At 41.5% G+C, this 20,147-nt stretch carries 16 protein-coding genes, 4 tRNA genes and 1 riboswitch; of the genes, 18 read left to right on the top strand and 2 right to left on the bottom strand.

Annotation, left to right across the window (positions count from 1 at the left end):
- Positions 1-84 precede the first annotated feature (84 nt).
- The 4 genes from ABC357_RS20470 (at position 85) to dnaB (ending at position 5,062) form a co-directional block, all read left to right on the top strand.
- Positions 85-1,026, top strand: coding sequence for a YybS family protein (locus ABC357_RS20470; protein WP_412889422.1), 942 nt, complete (start codon positions 85-87; stop codon positions 1,024-1,026).
- 56 nt (positions 1,027-1,082) lie between these two features.
- Entirely contained in the window at positions 1,083-3,053 is a 1,971-nt protein-coding gene (locus ABC357_RS20465) for a DHH family phosphoesterase (protein ID WP_412889421.1), read from the top strand.
- On the top strand, positions 3,050-3,499 hold the full coding sequence (rplI, locus tag ABC357_RS20460) for a 50S ribosomal protein L9 (RefSeq protein ID WP_412889420.1): 450 nt from the start codon (positions 3,050-3,052) through the stop codon (positions 3,497-3,499). Before ABC357_RS20465 ends, rplI begins: the two co-directional genes overlap by 4 nt.
- Before the next feature lie 198 nt (positions 3,500-3,697).
- Complete coding sequence (gene dnaB / locus ABC357_RS20455) at positions 3,698-5,062, top strand: replicative DNA helicase (RefSeq protein WP_412889419.1); 1,365 nt, start codon at positions 3,698-3,700, stop codon at positions 5,060-5,062.
- Positions 5,063-5,136: 74 nt separating this feature from the next.
- Here the strand turns inward: dnaB and ABC357_RS20450 are convergent, their stop codons facing one another.
- Positions 5,137-6,561, bottom strand: a complete 1,425-nt coding sequence (locus ABC357_RS20450; protein WP_412889418.1) for a polysaccharide deacetylase family protein — start codon at positions 6,559-6,561, stop codon at positions 5,137-5,139.
- A gap of 293 nt (positions 6,562-6,854) precedes the next feature.
- Here ABC357_RS20450 and ABC357_RS20445 point away from each other — a divergent pair, with 293 nt between their 5' ends.
- The 14 genes from ABC357_RS20445 (at position 6,855) to rlmH (ending at position 18,508) form a co-directional block, all read left to right on the top strand.
- The gene (locus tag ABC357_RS20445) at positions 6,855-8,147 is read left to right on the top strand and encodes an adenylosuccinate synthase (RefSeq protein ID WP_412889417.1); all 1,293 of its coding nucleotides are present in this window, start codon (positions 6,855-6,857) and stop codon (positions 8,145-8,147) included.
- 232 nt (positions 8,148-8,379) lie between these two features.
- Positions 8,380-8,455 (top strand) — tRNA-Lys (locus ABC357_RS20440).
- Between the two features lie 9 nt (positions 8,456-8,464).
- Positions 8,465-8,536, top strand: a tRNA-Glu gene (locus ABC357_RS20435).
- A gap of 74 nt (positions 8,537-8,610) precedes the next feature.
- Positions 8,611-8,686, top strand: a tRNA-Asp gene (locus ABC357_RS20430).
- A gap of 6 nt (positions 8,687-8,692) precedes the next feature.
- Positions 8,693-8,765 (top strand) — tRNA-Phe (locus ABC357_RS20425).
- Between the two features lie 348 nt (positions 8,766-9,113).
- Complete coding sequence (locus tag ABC357_RS20420; RefSeq protein WP_412889416.1) at positions 9,114-10,541, top strand: LysM peptidoglycan-binding domain-containing M23 family metallopeptidase; 1,428 nt, start codon at positions 9,114-9,116, stop codon at positions 10,539-10,541.
- 163 nt (positions 10,542-10,704) lie between these two features.
- Positions 10,705-11,415 (top strand): response regulator YycF, encoded by a 711-nt coding sequence (gene yycF, locus ABC357_RS20415; protein ID WP_412889415.1) that lies wholly within the window; start codon positions 10,705-10,707, stop codon positions 11,413-11,415.
- Positions 11,416-11,422: 7 nt separating this feature from the next.
- The gene (gene walK / locus ABC357_RS20410; protein WP_412889414.1) at positions 11,423-13,252 is read left to right on the top strand and encodes a cell wall metabolism sensor histidine kinase WalK; all 1,830 of its coding nucleotides are present in this window, start codon (positions 11,423-11,425) and stop codon (positions 13,250-13,252) included.
- Positions 13,249-14,601, top strand: coding sequence for a YycH family regulatory protein (locus ABC357_RS20405; protein WP_412889413.1), 1,353 nt, complete (start codon positions 13,249-13,251; stop codon positions 14,599-14,601). Before walK ends, ABC357_RS20405 begins: the two co-directional genes overlap by 4 nt.
- A complete protein-coding gene (locus tag ABC357_RS20400; protein WP_412889412.1) occupies positions 14,582-15,388 on the top strand; it encodes a two-component system regulatory protein YycI in 807 nt (268 codons plus the stop codon). The genes ABC357_RS20405 and ABC357_RS20400 overlap by 20 nt, the downstream gene beginning before the upstream one ends.
- 74 nt (positions 15,389-15,462) lie before the next feature.
- A complete protein-coding gene (locus ABC357_RS20395; protein WP_412889411.1) occupies positions 15,463-16,257 on the top strand; it encodes an MBL fold metallo-hydrolase in 795 nt (264 codons plus the stop codon).
- 132 nt (positions 16,258-16,389) lie between these two features.
- Complete coding sequence (locus tag ABC357_RS20390; RefSeq protein WP_412889410.1) at positions 16,390-17,568, top strand: S1C family serine protease; 1,179 nt, start codon at positions 16,390-16,392, stop codon at positions 17,566-17,568.
- Between the two features lie 207 nt (positions 17,569-17,775).
- The gene (locus tag ABC357_RS20385) at positions 17,776-17,934 is read left to right on the top strand and encodes a CxxH/CxxC protein (RefSeq protein ID WP_412889409.1); all 159 of its coding nucleotides are present in this window, start codon (positions 17,776-17,778) and stop codon (positions 17,932-17,934) included.
- 94 nt (positions 17,935-18,028) lie between these two features.
- Positions 18,029-18,508 carry a 23S rRNA (pseudouridine(1915)-N(3))-methyltransferase RlmH gene (rlmH, locus tag ABC357_RS20380; protein WP_412889408.1) on the top strand — a complete coding sequence of 160 codons (480 nt, stop codon included), beginning with the start codon at positions 18,029-18,031 and terminating at the stop codon, positions 18,506-18,508.
- Positions 18,509-18,810: 302 nt separating this feature from the next.
- On the opposite strand, the gene ABC357_RS20375 is transcribed toward rlmH, so the two are convergent.
- Positions 18,811-19,932 (bottom strand): 5-methyltetrahydropteroyltriglutamate--homocysteine S-methyltransferase, encoded by a 1,122-nt coding sequence (locus ABC357_RS20375; protein ID WP_412889407.1) that lies wholly within the window; start codon positions 19,930-19,932, stop codon positions 18,811-18,813.
- A gap of 105 nt (positions 19,933-20,037) precedes the next feature.
- Positions 20,038-20,136, bottom strand: a riboswitch (SAM riboswitch).
- Positions 20,137-20,147 lie beyond the last annotated feature (11 nt).

The following is a 20,147-nucleotide window of genomic DNA, read 5'->3' as shown; positions in this document are numbered from 1 at the left end:
GTACAATGAGTGGACTGTACATAATATATATTACAATGATAAATTTTCTTTTACTTTGTATACAATGAAGGGAGATACATACATTTGAATCAAGGAAAAAAACTGGCGGAAAGTGGCGTTCTGCTGGCCTTAACGATACTAATGCTGCTCATGTTCCTATATATCCCGGTGCTAGGGATCATTCTTTTCTTTTTTATGCCTGCTCCCTTTGCGCTGGTAGCAAGCAAATATGATTTAAAATGGTCAACCATATTCCTTATCGCAGCGCTGCTTATTACCTTTATTTTAGGCAATGTGGCTTTGCTGCCGATCACGTTAACTGTTGGTTTAGTCGGAATGACAATTGGCTATTACATAAGAACAAATAGAAGCAAACTAGAGATGTTCATTATCTCTACTTTATTGTTCATTGCGAGCATGCTGCTTTCATTCCTGGCAGCGATGTATTTAATGGACATTAATGTGGTTGACTCATTCTTTAAAATGCTGGAATCCTCAACTGAACAAGCTGGACAGTCTTTGAAGGCCCTTGGACAGGAAGAAAAGCTTGATCAGCTATTGGACCAGCTTGTACAATTCAAGTCATTATTCCAAACGCTATTGCCAAGTCTCCTTGTGTTGTCGTCAATGATCATGACCGCGCTCATGGTGCTTGCGAGCAAGGCAGTGATAAACCGATCGCGGTTTGCTAAGCTTGAAATAGGTTCTGTACGTGACATAAAGCTTCCAAGAAGTCTTTTATGGTATTATTTACTTAGTATGCTTTTCATACTGTTTATGCATCCGGAGCAGGGTGACTATTTCTACACAGTATTGATGAATATCCAATTCATATTGGAATTCTTTATTATGCTGCAGGGTATATCATTCATGTTTTTTTACAGCCGTTCAAAGGGATGGTCAAAAGGCATACCGATTGTAGTTGTGGTATTGGCATTTTTCATACCGATTGCATCTTCTTTTGTCCGCATCTTAGGGATTATGGATTTAGGCTTTCGCATCAGGGAATCGATCGCAAGCAAATAAGGATGTGTACTGTCCGGTAAAGATGCTGAAATTAGTAGCTTTTAGGAGCTGAAAAGATGTTATCAAAATTAAAAAAAGTACCTATTCGATATCCGCTATATACACTTCTGGTCATCACTACTATCCTGCTCATTGTCCTAGCCTATTACAATTGGCTCATGGCTCTGATCAGTGTGCCATTTATCATCTTTCTTTTTTATTCCATCCTTGTGATTGAATTCAATAATAAGAAAGAAACCGAAAGGTATATTTCGACACTATCGTACCGTCTTAAAAAAGTTGGGGAAGAGGCATTGCTGGAAATGCCTATCGGGATTATTCTGTTCAACGACGAGAATATAATCGAGTGGACCAACCCTTATATGGCAACCTGCTTCCATGAGGATACACTTGTGGGGCGTTCCTTCTATGAAGTTGCTGAACCGTTGATTTATACGATTAAGAAAGAACTCGAAGAGGATACAGTTACGTTGTATAATCGCAAGTTCAAAGTTTTGCTGAAGCCTGAGGAAAGATTGCTGTATTTATTTGATGTGACGGAACAGATCCAGATTGAGCAAAAATATCAGGATGAAAGAACAGTCATTTCAATCATCTTCCTCGATAATTATGATGAATTGACCCAGGCGATGGATGATCAGCGTAGAAGCAGCCTGAATAGCCTTGTGACGTCGCAGCTTGATAAATGGGCGAAGGATAACGGCGTATTTCTCAAGAGGACCTCTTCCGACCGTTTCTTGGGTGTTTTCAATGAGGATATCCTCCAAAGCCTAGAAAAGGATAAATTCGCGATTCTGGATGAAATCAGGGAGCTGACAGCAAAGCAGCATGTTCCCTTGACGTTGAGCATCGGCATTGGCTGTGGAGCTTCTTCATTGCCTGAGCTGGGGACAATTGCCCAATCAAGCCTTGATTTGGCTTTGGGGCGAGGCGGCGATCAGGTTGCAATCAAGCTCCCAAATGGTAAAGTGAAATTCTTTGGGGGCAAAACAAATCCGATGGAGAAACGGACCAGGGTAAGGGCGAGAGTCATTTCCCATGCACTGAAGGATATTATACTGGACAGCGATAAAGTCATCATTATGGGGCACCGTTTTCCGGATATGGATGCGATCGGTTCTGCAATCGGGATATCAAAAGTGTCCAACATGAATAATAAGGAATCATACATTGTTGTTAATTTTCAAGAGCTGGACACAGGCGTACAACGATTAATGCAGGAACTGAAAAAGGACCCTGATTTGTATTCGCGGTTTATTTCTCCGGAAGATGCCCACGAGCTTATAACGGATGACACGCTGCTTGTAGTAGTGGATACACATAAGCCTTCTATGGTTATTGATGAAAAATTGGTTAGGAATACAGAAAAAATTGTCGTTATCGACCATCATCGCCGCGGCGAGGAATTCATCAGCAGGGCACTGCTTGTTTATATGGAACCATATGCTTCCTCTACAGCAGAGCTTGTAACGGAACTACTTGAATATCAAGAAAAAGGTAGTAAAATTGAGATGTTAGAGGCGACCTGCCTATTGGCGGGTATCATTGTCGATACGAAGAGCTTTACATTGAGGACCGGTTCACGGACATTTGATGCAGCCTCTTACCTGCGTTCAAATGGAGCGGATACGGTTTTGGTGCAGCGGTTCCTGAAAGAGGATCTGTCCACCTATATAAAAAGGGCGCAGTTAATAGAAAGCGTCTATTTCTATCGGGATGGGATCGCGATCGCAAAAGGCAAACCGGATGAAATCCATGAGCAGGTATTGATCGCGCAAGCGGCAGATACACTGCTGAGCATGGACGGAGTAGGGGCATCATTCGTTGTGTCCAGACGTTCGGAACAGACGGTCAGCATTTCTGCGCGCTCACTGGGAGACATCAATGTCCAGATCATAATGGAATCATTGAATGGAGGCGGCCATTTAACGAATGCCGCAACCCAGATAGAAAATAAAACAGTGGATGAAGCTGTTGCAGCATTGCAGCAAGCGATAGATGATTATTTGGGAGGGTATACAGGATGAAAGTAATTTTCTTAAAAGATGTAAAAGGTAAAGGTAAAAAAGGCGAAGTGAAAAATGTATCGGATGGATACGCTCAAAACTTTCTTTTGAAGCAGCAAGCGGCCGTGGAAGCAACTCCCGCTAACCTAAAGAAACTTGAAGCGCAAAAAAATAAAGCAAGCCAGGTTGCCGCTGAAGAATTACAGCAATCGAAAGAATTGAAAGAAAAAATCGAAAAACTGACTGTTGAGTTGGAAGCTAAAGCTGGGGAAGGCGGCCGCCTTTTCGGTTCCATCACAACAAAGCAAATTTCAGAAGCGCTTCAGGCAGCTGAAGGCATCAAGATCGATAAACGAAAAATGGAATTGCCTGATGGCATCCGTTCTCTTGGATATACAAAAGTGCCTGTAAAGCTTCACCACGAAGTATCCGCTACATTGAATGTCCATGTAAAAGAAGCTAAGTAAGCAAAAAATTGACATGTACGAATAACCGCAGCCATTGTAAAATGAGAATATCATTTTTTAGGAATGACGGAATGGCGATGCAAGAATTTCAGTGCATCTTACAGTATAATGGCATAAAGGCGACTCCTGTTTATGATTCATTAGGGAGTCGTCTTATGCTTATGAGAGGAACTTTTTCGCACAATAGGGGGTTAATGTATGAATGAGATCTTCCAAAATCAAATTCCGCCGCAAAACATAGAAGCAGAGCAAGCTGTCTTGGGCGCAATCTTTCTTCAGCCTTCCTCGTTGATTGTTGCGACAGAATTGCTCATGGCAGAGGATTTTTATAGAGTTGCCCACCAAAAAATCTTTCAGGTGATGGTTAATCTGAATGACCGGGGCAGCGTTGTGGACCTTGTAACCGTAACGGAGGAATTATCTGCAACGAAAAGCCTTGAGGATGTTGGCGGTGTAACCTATTTAAGTGAGTTGGCAGCATCTGCGCCAACGGCAGCCAATATAGAGTACTATGCCAAAATTGTCGATGAAAAAGCGTTGCTTCGCCGTACCATACGGGTTGCTTCCCAAATTGTCCAGGACGGATATAGCCGTACCGATGAAGTTGAAGCGTATATTAGTGAAGCAGAGAAAAATATCATGGAAGTGGCACAGCAGAAAAATGCAGGTGCTTTCCAGGATATTAAAGATGTTCTCGTGTCCACTTATGATAATATAGAGGTTCTCGCCAATCGAAAAGGCGATATTACCGGTATTGCGACTGGGTTCGCAGAATTGGACCGAATGACGGCTGGTTTCCAGCGTAATGACCTGATAATAGTGGGAGCCCGGCCATCAGTAGGTAAAACGGCCTTTGCCCTGAATATTGCGCAAAACGTGGCAACGAAAACAGAAGAAAATGTTGCGATCTTTTCTCTCGAGATGGGAGCGGAACAGTTGGTTATGCGTATGCTGTGTGCGGAAGGCAATATTAATGCGCAGAACTTAAGAACAGGCGCGCTGACGGATGAAGACTGGAGAAAGCTGACGATGGCAATGGGCAGCCTATCGAATGCCGGTATTTATATTGATGATACACCGGGTGTTCGGATCGGGGATATCCGTTCCAAATGCCGCCGTTTGAAGCAAGAGCATGGCCTGGGAATGATTTTGATCGATTACCTGCAGCTTATTCAAGGGAATGGCAAATCCGGCGATAACCGCCAGCAGGAAGTATCGGAAATTTCCCGTTCATTGAAGGCTTTAGCGCGTGAATTGAAGGTCCCTGTCATTGCACTGTCCCAGCTTTCCCGTGGAGTGGAACAACGCCAGGATAAACGCCCGATGATGTCGGATATCCGGGAATCTGGGAGTATTGAGCAGGATGCCGATATTGTGGCGTTCCTATACCGTGATGATTACTATGACAAAGAATCGGAAAATAAGAATATCATCGAGATCATTATCGCCAAGCAGCGTAATGGCCCGGTTGGAACGGTTTCCCTTGCGTTTGTGAAGGAGTACAATAAATTCGTCAATATCGAAACAAGATTCGACGATTCAAATATACCGCCAGGCGCATAAAAAAGGAAAAGGCTATAACCTTTTCCTTTTTTATATATACAGGGCCAGATTGTTTATTTTGCCAATCTCCCCGGTTACGATACTTTGCCGTTGAAGTAGACTTCCCCTACATAGTTTCCTGGGTTTCCTTGCAATTGTAGCAACTGGCTGACAGTTACGAAATGATAGCCCTGTTTGGATAAACTGGTCAAAATATCATCAAGTGCGAGTGCCGAGGCTTCATGGATATCATGCATAAGGACGATACTGCCATTATGGGTGCGCTCCTTAACGATTTTTTTAACCAAATCTTTATTTTTATGCTTCCAATCCAATGTATCGACAGACCAATTCACGATAGGGGCATTCGCCATCCGCTGAACCTCAGGATTATAAGCACCATAAGGAGGCCTGAAAGATGTGGGCGTCTGCCCGATAATCTTCGCGACTGCGGTGGACGTTTGATTGATTTGCTTGACTAGCTCAGGTTTTGTCAAGCTGGTCAGTTTCGGGTGGCTCCATGAATGGCTGCCGATTTCATGCCCCTCATCGAATGCACGTTTGACTATATTAGGGTAGTATTCAACACGATTTCCCAAGACGAAGAAAGTGGCTTTAGCTTTATGTTTCTTTAGCACATCCAGAATATACGGTGTCCACTGGTGATGTGGGCCGTCGTCAAATGTGAGTGCAACATATTTTTGGCCTGGTATCAGGCGATACGGCTTTTTCTCTGTTTTTTTGCCTGTTGTGTCGGATAATAGTTCAGTATCATTCGTGATGACCTGTTCTAATGTTTTCATATAGGAATCTTTGACGACACCATTTAATTCATTCAAAGCAATTTGTAATTTATAGGCAGGGCCAACCTGGTTTTGATGGAAGTAAATATCCATCGAATGATCGGAAAAACCATACGTTCGGTAATTCGATAATTCAGCCTTTGTTCCTTCCATTACTCTTTCTGGATTCGTTTTAGCCATGATCTTGCTGTTATTTAATAAGCTGTATTGAGCAATGCTGGAAAGCCTTTGTAAGGAAGCATCATCATTTTTCAATAGAGCATCCAATTTGATTTTTTTTCCAGTTTTACGGTCGAAATTCAGGGTATAGATTGAATCATTGCTCTGTTCGCCTACCAGATTGGCATTGCTGGAAAAAACAACAGTCAGCAGATTTTTGGAAGAATGGGTAATATCGTAATCCAACAATAATTCCGAATAATTCTTGCCTTGTGGTTTTTTCTTTTTGGCTTCAGAAATAAATTGGTCTCTTTCATTTTTAACAAATGATTTGATGGATGAATTAATCTTTTCATGTTTGGTTCTGGGAAAATGGATGGCATATTTATAGGTTTTGTATTCGCCTACTTCTGTTTCAATTTCCATGCCCGGATACTTTGATTCTTTTACCGAAGTCTGTACATGTGTGTCCTTTTTTTGTCCGCTATTTGTCATCTTCCCGCAGGCAGTCAGTGTAAACAAAACGGCAAGCGAAAGAACGACGAATTTCCATTTCATTGCATTAATCCCCCAAACATTTTAGTAAGCTACAAGCTATGTATATGTGGTTATTGACTGAATCAGTCAGAAAAATATGTAATATTCTACCGAATTCAACTCTTTCATTATACATGAAATTCCTTTTTATGGAGATAGTATTTAAATGGTATATTTTGATAAAAATTTCACGAACGAATAATATGAAATAAATATTAAATGTTCGTGTTTTTGTTGACTTTCATCCGTAATTATTGATAAAATAGGCTTGCTTAAAAGAAATCGGATAAAGGTACTTTTGGAGGTGCAAGGAAATGTCTTCAGTAGTAGTAGTGGGAACACAATGGGGAGATGAAGGGAAAGGTAAGATTACAGATTTCTTATCTGAGCACGCGGAAGCAATTGCGCGTTATCAGGGAGGAAATAATGCTGGCCATACCATCAAATTCAATGGTGTGACATATAAACTACATTTAATTCCTTCAGGGATTTTTTATAGTGATAAAATATGCGTAATAGGCAATGGAATGGTGGTAGATCCTAAAGCGCTTATTACCGAATTGGAGTATTTGCATAAACAGGGGGTCACTACCGATAATCTTCGTATCAGCAATCGTGCCCATGTCATCCTTCCATATCATTTGAAATTGGATGAAGTGGAGGAAGCTCGAAAAGGGGCTAATAAAATCGGTACGACCAAAAAAGGGATCGGACCTGCCTACATGGATAAAGCTGCCCGGATCGGAATCAGAATGGCAGATTTATTGGATAAGGAAGTATTTAAGGAAAAGCTGGAGCAAAATCTTGAAGAGAAAAACCGGCTTCTTGAAAAAATGTATGAAACAGATGGTTTCTCTATTGATGATATATTTGAGGAATACTATGAGTACGGACAACAAATCAAACAATATGTATGCGATACTTCCGTCGTATTGAATGATGCATTGGATGAAGGAAGAAGAGTCTTGTTTGAAGGCGCCCAAGGTGTCATGCTGGATATCGACCAAGGCACATACCCATTCGTTACTTCCTCCAACCCAGTGGCAGGCGGGGTAACGATCGGATCGGGTGTCGGCCCATCCAAGATTGACCATGTGGTGGGAGTATGCAAGGCGTATACAACCCGTGTGGGAGATGGTCCTTTCCCTACAGAGCTGGATAATGAAATCGGACACCAGATTCGTGAAGTGGGGCGTGAATACGGTACAACGACTGGACGGCCGCGCCGTGTCGGCTGGTTTGATTCCGTTGTGGTGCGCCATGCACGCCGTGTGAGTGGCATTACGGATCTTTCATTAAATTCAGTGGACGTATTGACTGGTATTGAAACGGTGAAAATTTGTGTAGCTTACCGCTATAACGGTAAAGTAATCGAAGAATTCCCTGCAAGCCTGAAGCAGCTTGCCCAGTGTGAGCCGGTATATGAAGAGCTTCCAGGCTGGACGGAGGATATTACAGAATGCAAATCATTGGATGAGCTTCCTGTAAATGCACGCCATTATATTGAGCGCGTGTCACAGTTGACTGGTATTCCTTTATCCGTCTTCTCTGTCGGCCCTGACCGTACACAAACGAATGTAGTGAACAATCCTTGGAGACAAATTTAAGTTTAGATAAGTCCCCGCCAAGTCTAATATAGGCGGGGATTTTATATGTTCTTGCAGGCTTATGCGAAGCTTCGAAAAGGTATTTGTTTGAGTATTTTTAAGGAAGGTTCATAGTCTATCCAACCGATTAAATTGTTTGAATATATTTTTTTTGAAAAATATATTGCCATAGAGTAGAAGTATATGATACTATTAAAAACGTCGCTGAGAGATAAAAGCGGCAAAACAGAATGAGCCATTAGCTCAGTTGGTAGAGCATCTGACTTTTAATCAGAGGGTCGAAGGTTCGAATCCTTCATGGCTCACCATTGAATTTAGGCCCGTTGGTCAAGCGGTTAAGACACCGCCCTTTCACGGCGGTAACACGGGTTCGAATCCCGTACGGGTCACTTTTCGATTAAAATTAGTGAAAAGCAAAAGAGATTAGACATATTGATTTTCACTTTATATATAGTAAGTTTGTGGTCCCGTGGTGTAGCGGTTAACATGCCTGCCTGTCACGCAGGAGATCGCGGGTTCGATTCCCGTCGGGACCGCCATTATTTGGCTCAGTAGCTCAGTCGGTAGAGCAAAGGACTGAAAATCCTTGTGTCGGCGGTTCGATTCCGTCCTGAGCCATCCTAATCTTTATCCAACGCCTATTCAGTAGGCGTTTTTATTTTATCTTTTTGCCATGATGCCTTAGCAATGGGCGGCTTCTTGATATAGCGTGTGTCCGTTGTAACATTCATGCAGATTTTTTCCAAATAAATGGGTTTATTTATCATAAAAACGCCAATTTTTTAGATGTAACTGGAAAAGGATGAAGTCATTTCTATGAATGATACAGTTCTATTACAGTATAAAGACGAATCCTATTTTTGCGGATTTATATGATACATTATATGAAGCTGAAAAAGAAAGCCATTGCCTATTGCATGGCTTCTTTATTTTGGCCGGAAAGTTAGCAGCCAGGGAGGAATTGATATGGCTATTAGGAAAAAAAGCACAATGAATGGAATAGGAAAAGCGCTTTTATTCACTACAGCATTTTTCGGGTTATCCCTTCAATCAGCGGCTTCTGCCGATGGAATAACAGATTTGAAAACCATTTACCATGTATACAACCATGATCAATATATCGGCGACATCGACTCCAAGGATAAAGCTGAGTTGGACCATATTCTTGAACAAAAGCTTGAATCAGCCAAGAAACAAAATCCAGAACGGGTTTTTGAAATAGATCAAGATATAAGCTTCATTCCTGAAGAAGTATTTAGCGATCAGGTTCTAGCTCCATCCGTATTGGAGCAGCTGAAAACGGATGTTGAAATAGAAATGATTGCACATGCGATTAAGTTGAATAATATACCTGCGTTATATGTTTCCACGCAAAAGGAAGCAGAGCAGTTATTGTACCAATATCTATTGCAATATGTAGATAAAGATGAACTGGTTCAGTTTCATCAAAATGAAAAGAGCCAAACAGATCCTTCGAGCCAGGAATCGCATATAAGCGCGATTCATTTTTCGAAGGATTTAGTAGTGGAAGAGGAGCCTGTTAAACCAGACCAAATTATTCAGGTTAAACAGGGCCTGGATCTTTTGAATAGCACTGAACGGAAGGAAATCGATTATATAGTCAAGCCAGGCGATACGCTTCCTGGAATTGCTGAAACTTATGGGACAACGGCGAAGGGCTTATTAGGCTGGAATAAAAAGAGCAAAGGCGATATGGACCTGTCTGAAGGAGACACGGTAAAGGTGATGACTACCAATCCATTGCTTGAGGTCACAGTTGACCGGGAAGTTGTCCGTCAAACGCCAATCCCATATCAACGTGAGGTCCAAATGACAGACCGCCTGTACAGAAATGAAATAAAAGTACAGCAGGCCGGTAAGAGCGGAATCAAGAAAACGAGGTATTTGATTAAACAGGTGAATGGAAAACAAGTTTTCCAAGAAACGTTATCTGAACATGTTGCTCAGCAGCCAGTAACTGAAAAGGTACTGAAAGGGACTAAGAACAAGCCATCAGTAGGAACCGGGAAGCTAGTGCGCCCGACCATCGGCGGCTATATTTCAAGCGAAACTGGCTATCGCTGGGGCAAAATGCATAAGGGCATTGATATCGCCCGGCCGACCGACCGTACCATTAAAGCAGCTGATAATGGAGTAGTTGTCTTTGCGGGGGTAAACGGAGGATACGGCAATAAAATTGAAATTGATCATGGGAATGGCATGAAAACAGTCTATGCCCATTTAGCATCCATTGATGTTGCAAAGGGGCAAATCGTTGCGGCAGGATCCAAGATCGGGATTATGGGTTCAACTGGAGATTCAACCGGTATTCATCTTCATTTTGAAGTGTACCAAAACGGAAAACTAATGAACCCGCTGTCTTATTTGAATTGAAAAAACCTTCGGCAAGAAAGCCGAAGGTTTTTTCCATGTAAGATTACTGTCCAAAAAGGTGAATTACAATTGCCAACATGATAAAGTATTAGAGAGAGACTGCTCAAATGAAATAACAATGAACGAAATATAGATGAATTTTAAAATAGAAGGAGATTTTATAATGGAGAAAAAGATCCTTGTTGTAGACGATGAAAAACCGATTGCGGATATTATTGAGTTTAACTTGAAAAAAGAGGGATTTAACGTTTATTGCGCCTATGATGGCAATGAAGCGTTGGAAATGGTAGAAGAAGTACAGCCTGAATTGATTCTTCTTGATATTATGCTTCCTGGCCGTGATGGCATGGAAGTATGCCGGGAAGTCCGGAAAAAGTACGATACACCGATCATTATGTTGACGGCAAAGGATTCCGAAATCGATAAGGTTCTTGGATTAGAGCTTGGTGCAGATGACTATGTAACAAAGCCATTCAGCACGCGTGAATTGCTGGCTAGGGTGAAAGCAAATCTCAGACGGCAGCTTACGCTTACGAACCAAAGTACAGAAGATGAGGAAAATAAAGAGATTACGGTTGGATCATTAACCATCCATCCTGATGCTTATATTGTATCGAAGCGAGGAGAAACGATTGAATTGACGCACCGTGAATTCGAACTTCTCCATTATCTAGCAAAACATATTGGACAAGTCATGACACGTGAACATTTGCTTCAAACGGTGTGGGGCTATGACTACTATGGCGATGTCCGGACAGTCGATGTTACTGTCAGAAGGCTTCGTGAAAAGATTGAGGATAATCCGAGCCATCCGGGCTGGATTGTAACAAGAAGAGGAGTAGGCTACTACTTACGTAATCCTGAACAGGAGTAATACATTCATGAAAAGAGTAGGTTTTTTCCGTTCCATCCATATGAAATTTGTATTGATTTATGTTTTGCTCATTCTGGTCGCCATGCAAATAATCGGTGTGTATTTTGTCGACCGCCTAGAGAAGAGCATGGTCAATAACTTTCAGAATTCCATTAAAGAGAAGGTCAATCTATTAGCCTATAACGTGAAGGCTGAACTTGCCAAATCTCGGGATAAAGATACTGCCCAATTGAATGACGACCTGCAAAAAGTGCTGCAGGACTTCAAGGCGGATTCGGATGATATTTCAGAAGTACGGATACTGGATGTAAACAATAAAATCCTGGCTACATCGGATATTGATAATAAAGGGATTATTGATAAACGGGTCAAGGAACCGATGACCAAGATGGAAATCGAATCTAGTAAAGTATTCATAGACGGTAGGACTAATAAACGTATTTGGGTTCTATCCATGCCAATCCTGTCTGATCCCGATAATAAAACCGGCCGTAAAGAAGGGTCTATTTATTTGATCGCCAAGATTGAAAATGTATTTGTACAGCTCCGTGAAATCAATAAAATCTTTGCGACTGGAACGGCTATTGCACTTGGTGTCACAGCAGTTCTTGGCATTCTACTTGCCCAAACGATTACCCGCCCGATGGCGGATATGAAACGCCAGGCGCTAGCTATGGCAAAAGGTAATTTTACCCGTAAAGTAAGGAAATATGGTGATGATGAAATCGGCCAACTTGCCATGACATTCAATTCCCTGACGAAAAAACTGCAGGATCTGCAGGCAACCACGGAAGGGGAGAGAAGGAAGCTTTCATCTGTACTTGCCTTTATGACAGATGGCGTTATTGCGACTGACCGGAAGGGCCGCGTCATTTTGATTAATGAACCGGCTGCGCAGTTGTTGAACGTTTCACGTGAAACTGTGCTTTCCATGCCGATTGTTTCACTGTTGGGCGTGGAGGATGATTATACGTTTGAAGACCTTTTGGCGCAGCAGGAGTCGCTGAATCTGGATTTCAGCACTGATGAAGAACACTATATTTTACGTGCCAATTTTTCTGTCATCCAAAAGGAAACGGGGTTTGTGAACGGCTTGATCACCGTTCTGCATGATATTACTGATCAAGAAAAAATCGATTTGGAGCGCCGAGAATTCGTTGCCAATGTATCGCATGAGTTAAGAACGCCTTTGACGACGATGAGAAGCTATCTGGAGGCGCTTGCCGATGGAGCTTGGAAGGATGAGAATTTGGCGCCGAACTTCCTGAATGTCACCCAAAATGAAACAGAGCGGATGATCCGCCTGGTCAATGATTTGCTCCAACTTTCGAAAATGGATAGCAAAGATTACCGCTTGAAGAAGGATTGGGTGAACTTCAGTGAATTCTTCAATCAAATCATCGACCGTTTTGAAATGGGCAAGGAAGGCCATATTACATTTAAACGAATCATTCCGCGAAAAGCGATTTTCGTCGAAATTGATGAAGATAAAATCACACAGGTTTTATATAATACAATCTCGAATTCGATCAAGTATTCACCGGAGGGCGGCCAGTTGACGTTCCGTTTAAGAGAGCTGGAGAAAAGTATCGAAATCAGCATAGAGGATGAAGGAGTGGGCATTCCAAAGGATAAGCTGGAAAAAATATTCGACCGTTTCTATCGTGTGGATAAAGCCCGGACAAGAAATCTAGGCGGGACAGGCCTTGGACTCGCTATTGCCAAGGAAATGGTCGTTGCTCATGGGGGGAGCATCTGGGCCAGAAGCATAGAAGGAAAAGGAACAACCATTTTCTTCACGCTACCTTACGAAGATCAAGAGGATGAGTGGGAATGAATAAAGAAGGAATAAAAACAATCGTTCTTACATTTTTAGTGCTGTTCAGTGCATTAATGACTTGGAATATCTGGACCTATTCCCCCAATATTAAAGAAATCAATACCAATGATTATATCAATAACGTAGCTATTTCCAGCAAAATTGAAAATATGTCTGATATCTTTAAACCGTCTCAGTTGATCTATCACAATGAAAATGGCCATCTGGGGACGTATTCTGAACATGTAATTAGCAGCCTGATTATGCAAATGCAAAATTGGCAGTTTTATGGTTTCCAACAATTGAAGAATATCAATCCAGAGCAGTTTAAAGACTTTTCTCATAAAGATGGAATGGCTGAATTTATTTTTCCTGATGATGTTTCCTTTTCTTTGTATAAAAAAGAATTGAGTGTAAATGGCAAAGAGTTACCTGATTTCGAGTTTGACCGTCTGCTGCTGCCTACTCTAACAGGGAATAGCCAAGAAAACTATGTTTATTTTTTGTCGACCACTGATATGTCCATTATTAGGATGAATGTGGGCGATAATAAGAATATTGCTGACTTCCAGAAGAAATTGAAGGAAGTGCGAAATAGTTCGGATATGAAAACCATGATCAATGTGAAGAATAAAAATATGTATATTCCGGCTAATTCATTACAGGTGAATAAATCTAAGTATTTCATTGATAAAATTAGTTCTACTGACTTTAAGAATGCACTATTTTCCGAGCCCAACAATGTGACGAAGAAGCATACGCCATTCGGAGAGCAATATTCCTATTCAAACGGAAGAAGTGTCATGAACGTGTACAATGAGTCGCTGATCTTAATTTATGAGAATCTGATTTACAATAACCTGTATGAGCCGATCCCTTCTGAGTTGATCGATAGAAGCATTAGCTATATGAATGACCATGCCGGCTGGGAGAATGGGTACCGTTTCTTTGAAGTTGATGAAAAGGCCTATAAAACGAAATTCCGTCTATACATGAACAGCCTGCCGGTATTCAATGAGGATGGCATGTCGGAAATAAAAGAAGTATGGGGAAAAAATGAAATCAGCCAATACCAGCGTCCGACTTTTAATCTTGGATCCGTTTATGATTCTCACCAGGACCCAGTTACGATACCGTCAGGGACTTCCATCCTTCAGACATTGACCAGAAATAATGTGGACTTGGATAACTTAGAAGGATTGACGATCGGTTACGAGCTGCAGAAAAAGAATGATCAGACACTTTATATCGTCTTGAAACCTGCTTGGTTCTATAAAGTCAATGGTGAATGGAAGCAAGTGGAGACAGACAAGGAAGAAATTTTAAGCATGTCGGGAGGGCGTATGAATGGATTGGAGCAAAACTAAAACAATTTTCATTATCGTCTTTCTCGTACTGGATGTCTTTCTTCTCCACCAATATATCAGTAAAAAAAGCACTCAATATGAATATCTATCGGAATCTTCCATTGAAGATAACTTGAAGGAAAATGATATTCAATATACGACCTTGCCGAAGAAGACCGGGACGGACCAATATATATCCACCAAGAGGAAGGTTTTTTCAAAGGATGATACAAAGAAGCTTAAGCTTCAAAACCAATCGACTATTAACCCCGAAGGCAATATACTGTCTGTTGAATTGAATACACCCTTGCCGGTCGGTGAAAAGGATCATTCTGAGGCGGATGCATTTGTAAAAGGTAATGTCCTTTACGGAGAGCATTATAAATACTTCGGAAAAGACAAACAGAATAATAGCCTGGTGTATTATCAGACCTATAAAGGGAAGATGTTCGTTAAAAATTATTTTGCCAAGCTTGAATTGTTCATGAATGATAAAAATGAAATTCTTGCATACAAGCAGACCTATCTCGAGGATATTGAGCCAAATGAAGGAAAAGAAGATTTGCAGGACGCCATTAAGGCGATTGAGGTGCTCTACAAGAACGGAAATATCCCGGCTAAGAGCAAAATCACAAATGTAGAGCTTGTCTATTGCTACTATGTAGAGAATTCAAGCATTATCTTTGTACCTTCATGGTGGGTGCAGCTAAATAAAACAGATAACTTGTTCGTTACAGCATTTGATGGGGAAATCCTGTCATCCAATTCAGTGATCAAGCCTGAATTGGAAACTGGAATGGAACCATAGGAAAGTAAGTCAATGGAGAAAAGAAGACACTCAGGGGATACCTTCCTGAGTGTCTAAGCATTGGAGTGGAGAAAATGTCTATGCAATTTAGTGTTTTGGCGAGTGGAAGCACGGGAAATGCATTTTATATAGAAGCGGGAGACCAGAGGATACTGGTAGACGCAGGATTCAGCGGAAAAGGCATGGATGGCTTGTTCCAGCAGATTGGAAGAAGCATGGAGGACCTGACGGCTGTTCTTGTGACGCATGAGCACAGCGACCATATTAAAGGGCTTGGTGTTATTGCCCGAAAGTACAAGCTGCCTGTATACGCCAATGAAAAGACATGGCAGGCGATGGAAGGCAGTATCGGGGAAGTGCCGACTGCCCAGAAATTTGTGTTCGACATGGAAACAGTCAAATCATTCGGGAGTCTGGATGTTGAATCATTCGGCGTCTCCCATGACGCAGCAGAGCCGATGTTCTACACATTCCATCATGATGGCAAGAAAGTGGCCCTAATGACGGATACAGGCTATGTGAGCGACCGGATGAAAGGTGTCATTAAAAATGCCGATGCCTTCATTTTTGAAAGCAATCATGATGTCGGCATGCTGCGGATGGGCCGTTACCCGTGGAGTGTCAAAAGAAGAATCCTTAGCGATGTTGGCCACGTTTCCAATGAAGATGCGGCCATCGCAATGGGCGATGTGATCGGCGACAACACAAAACGAATCTATCTGGCCCACCTTAGCCTCGATAATAATATGAAGGACCTTGCACGGATGGCAGTTGCCCAAACGCTTGAAAATCAAGGATTTGTGATTGGCGATGGCTTTTCGCTATATGATACAGATCCAAAAAAGGCAACTGGATTGATAGAGGTATAATATGTGTAAAGAATGGGGAGCCCCCATTCTTTTTTTATGTTCAGTAAAGATATATTCTGTAAAATACGGCTATACTAATAGTGAATGGACAATAATAAACTCTATATTTGTTAATAGGAGAGGAATGAGAATATGGGTTATTATGATGATCATTATAATGAAGGATACAGACAGAAAAAGCCAAAGAGAACAGGGTATTTTCTTGCGGGATTGGCAGGCGTTCTGATCGGGGCATTGCTTGTTGCCTTTATTTTGCCTTCAACCAGCATTTTGAATAGGTACGGGTCAGATACGGGAAAAGAATCATCGATTCAGCAAAAGGTTGCCTATAATGTAAATTCATCAGTTACAGAAGCATTTGATAAAGCAGCCGATGCTGTTGTCGGCATTACCAATATACAGGAAGCAAGCTTGTTCAACCAAGGTGGTGAAACGGGCACGGGTTCTGGTGTGGTTTATAAAATAAAAGATGGCAGAGCTTATATTATTACCAACCACCATGTTATTGATGGCGCCAACAGACTGGAGGTATCATTGTCTGATGGTACAAAGGTGCCGGCCAAAATCCTTGGAAGCGATGTTTGGACCGACCTGGCCGTCATTTCTATAGATGGAAGAAAGGTGAAAACAACGGCAGAATTCGGGAATTCAGATACACTAAAGCCCGGTGAGCCAGCGATTGCAATAGGGAATCCCCTCGGTCTGCAATTTTCCGGATCAGTGACGGAAGGAATCATCTCCGGGTTAAACCGGACAATTGAAATCGATATAAACAATGATGGCATTGTCGATTGGAATGCTGACGTCATTCAAACGGATGCTGCAATCAACCCCGGCAACAGCGGCGGTGCGCTTGTGAACATTAAAGGCCAGCTAGTCGGCATTAATTCAATGAAAATCGCTCAGAATGAAGTGGAGGGCATCGGGTTGGCCATTCCGATTAATTCCGTCATTCCAATCATCGAGGATATTGAGCAATTTGGTGAAGTGAAGCGTCCGTATCTAGGTGTTAGTCTAGTGCCAATCGCTGAAGTGACTCAGTTCCATCGGGAGAATACATTCCATTTGCCGGCAACTGTCAAGGAAGGCGTAGCCGTTGTTGATGTAGAGAAATCCTCTCCAGCTGCGAAGGCAGGCATGAAGCCATATGATGTCATCATTGAGATGGATGGAGAAAAAATTACGGATATGGCCAGCTTCCGGACACATTTATATGAACAGAAGAAAATTGGAGATAAAATGAAGGTAACGATATATCGGGATGGAAGAACGATTGATATGGAAGTCGTCCTTCAGGGAGGCACATTCTAAAAGCTGAAAAGAGCTGCATGCGCGGCTCTTTTCTTGTTGATAACTTATTCCGGTATGCTATGATGTGAATGTATGTAGTTCAGGTACGAGACGTAGTATAAGCTTTACGTTGTGGATAAATTCCTTTTCTTCTGAGAAGGCGATTTTTGTGCGTTATTTTCGGAAAAACTATATAGAAACAGATTGGAAATTAGGAGGAAACACCAAATGATTTATTGCTGCAAAGAACACGTGGATCTAGCGTTGGACGTGGTTGTATATGAATATGAAACAGCGCCTGTAATGAATGAAATACCAGAGGAAAAAAAGTTATCAACAGGCTGTGAATATTGTTCAGAGCCAGCTGTATATATGGTAGGGAACTAATATTCGCCTACAAAATGTGGACAGCAACTGTTGACATGTGGATAACTTTTGTGGATAACTTGTTTATATTCTGTTTGTAAAGTGAGGATAAGTTGTGAATATCTCCATCATCACCGTTGGAAAACTGAAGGAAAAATACCTGAAGCAAGGAATTGCTGAATATACAAAAAGGTTATCGGCCTATGCCAAAATAGATGAAATTGAATTGCCTGATGAAAAGGCGCCGGAAAATCTAAGTGAAACTGATATGTTGATCGTGAAGCAAAAAGAAGGGGAACGCATCCTTGCGAAAATCTCGCCGGACACCCATGTAATCGCATTGGCAATCGAGGGCGACATGAAATCGTCCGAGCAGCTCGCCAGCCGGATTGACAACCTGGCTACATACGGAAAAAGCAAAATCGCCTTCGTCATCGGCGGTTCTTTGGGCTTGAGCAAGGACGTCATGATACGTGCCGACGAAACACTCAGCTTCAGTAAAATGACTTTTCCCCACCAGTTGATGAGGCTTGTATTGGTCGAGCAGATTTACCGGGCCTTTCGGATTAATCGGGGGGAACCGTACCATAAGTAGAAGGTTGATTTTACTATTTTACAGTACGGGTGGTTTGAAATAAACAGAAATAAAAGGAGGCTTTGAATATAAAATTCAAAGCCTCCTTTTTCAGAAGAGAAGAAAGGATAAATTGTTGAATATGGAAATCTGTCTAAGCTTACACCTGCTATGCTAGGAAATAAGTTGTTTTTTCTGCTGCATAAGCTCCGTTTGGCTTTGAAGTGGGGCAAGAAGATCTCCAGCTATAAGCCCTATCCTTTCGACGTCTTAAGCTATCCTGGGGTAAACAAGCGTTTTCTGTTTTTGTTCATACGTGAAGCCTATTCTCCCCAAACATCCTTTGCGATACGCACTACATGGCATAATTTACTCCACTGTTCTTCTTCAGTAAGGATGTTTCCTTCCTCGGTAGATGCAAAGCCACATTGCGGGCTTAAACAAAGTTGATTAATATTTACAAATTTCGCTGCTTCTTCAATTCTTCTTTTGATTTCATATGCATCTTCGAGTTCAGGGGTTTTAGATGTGATTAAGCCCAACACGACATGTTGATCTTTAATGAATCGCAATGGGGTAAAATCTCCGGATCGTTCATTATCATACTCTAAGAAGAAGGCATCTACATTAACGCGGGAAAATAATTCTTTTGCAATTGGTTCATATCCACCTTGATATAACCAAGAAGATTTGAAATTTCCACGGCAAATATGAAGGGTAATTGCCATATCCTTTGGTTTGTTGGCCACTGCTTCAACAGTAATATCAGCAAATTTTTTCACTAATTCATCCGGATTAAAACCTCGTACCTTTATTTTTTCCCGGAATACATCACTGAACAATGCACCCCAGCTTGTATCATCTAGCTGTAAATAACGGCATCCTGCATCGTAAAAAGCTTGAATAGCATCCTGATATACTTTAATAATATCTTTAGCAACCTCATCTAGTGAAGGGTAAGAAGGATTACTTAAATAAGGTTCGCTTCCAACTACACCCGAATGGAAAATCATATTAGGACCTGGTATTGTAATTTTCGCAACATGGTCACCAGCAAGTCTTTTCAAATACATAAAATCCTCCAAAAATGGATGATCCTTTGGAAATTTTAGTTTCGAACTAACTGTATATGCTTCTGCTTTTTTCATTGCACCATTAAAAGCACCCGTTAAGTCTACTTCATAAACGCGAATCCCCTCGATGGCTCTTATGAAATCTAAGTGCCACCATCTTCTTCTGAATTCACCATCTGTCACAGCTGTAAGGCCTACTTCTTTTTGTTTTTCCACAATCCTAGTAATCTCACTATCTTCTATTGAACGTAATTCTTCTTTCGTGATTTGGCCATTCTGATATTGCGCCCTCGCATCTTTTAGCGCTTGTGGACGTAAGAAGCTTCCTACATGGTCTGCTCTAAATGGCGCTTTCGAAATAGTAGTAATCAATATGGACAACCCCTCTAAAGTAAATTTGTATATTTAGTTTGCTTTTTCAGGGTACAAAAAACCCCTTCTTAAAAAAGAAGAGACTAGTATCATTGATAATTACTCTTCTTATCATCAAGCGTACGCTACTGGAATTAGCACAATACAAAAATGTATGTTGCTGAGATATCTTAGGGCCAGTCCCTCCATCTCTCTAAATAAGAATGTTTGAATAT

Origin of the sequence: Bacillus kalamii (assembly GCF_047238185.1) — a bacterium.
In the GTDB taxonomy this organism is placed as follows: domain Bacteria; phylum Bacillota; class Bacilli; order Bacillales; family DSM-1321; genus Bacillus_AD.
This window is presented reverse-complemented; position numbering and strand designations above follow the sequence as displayed.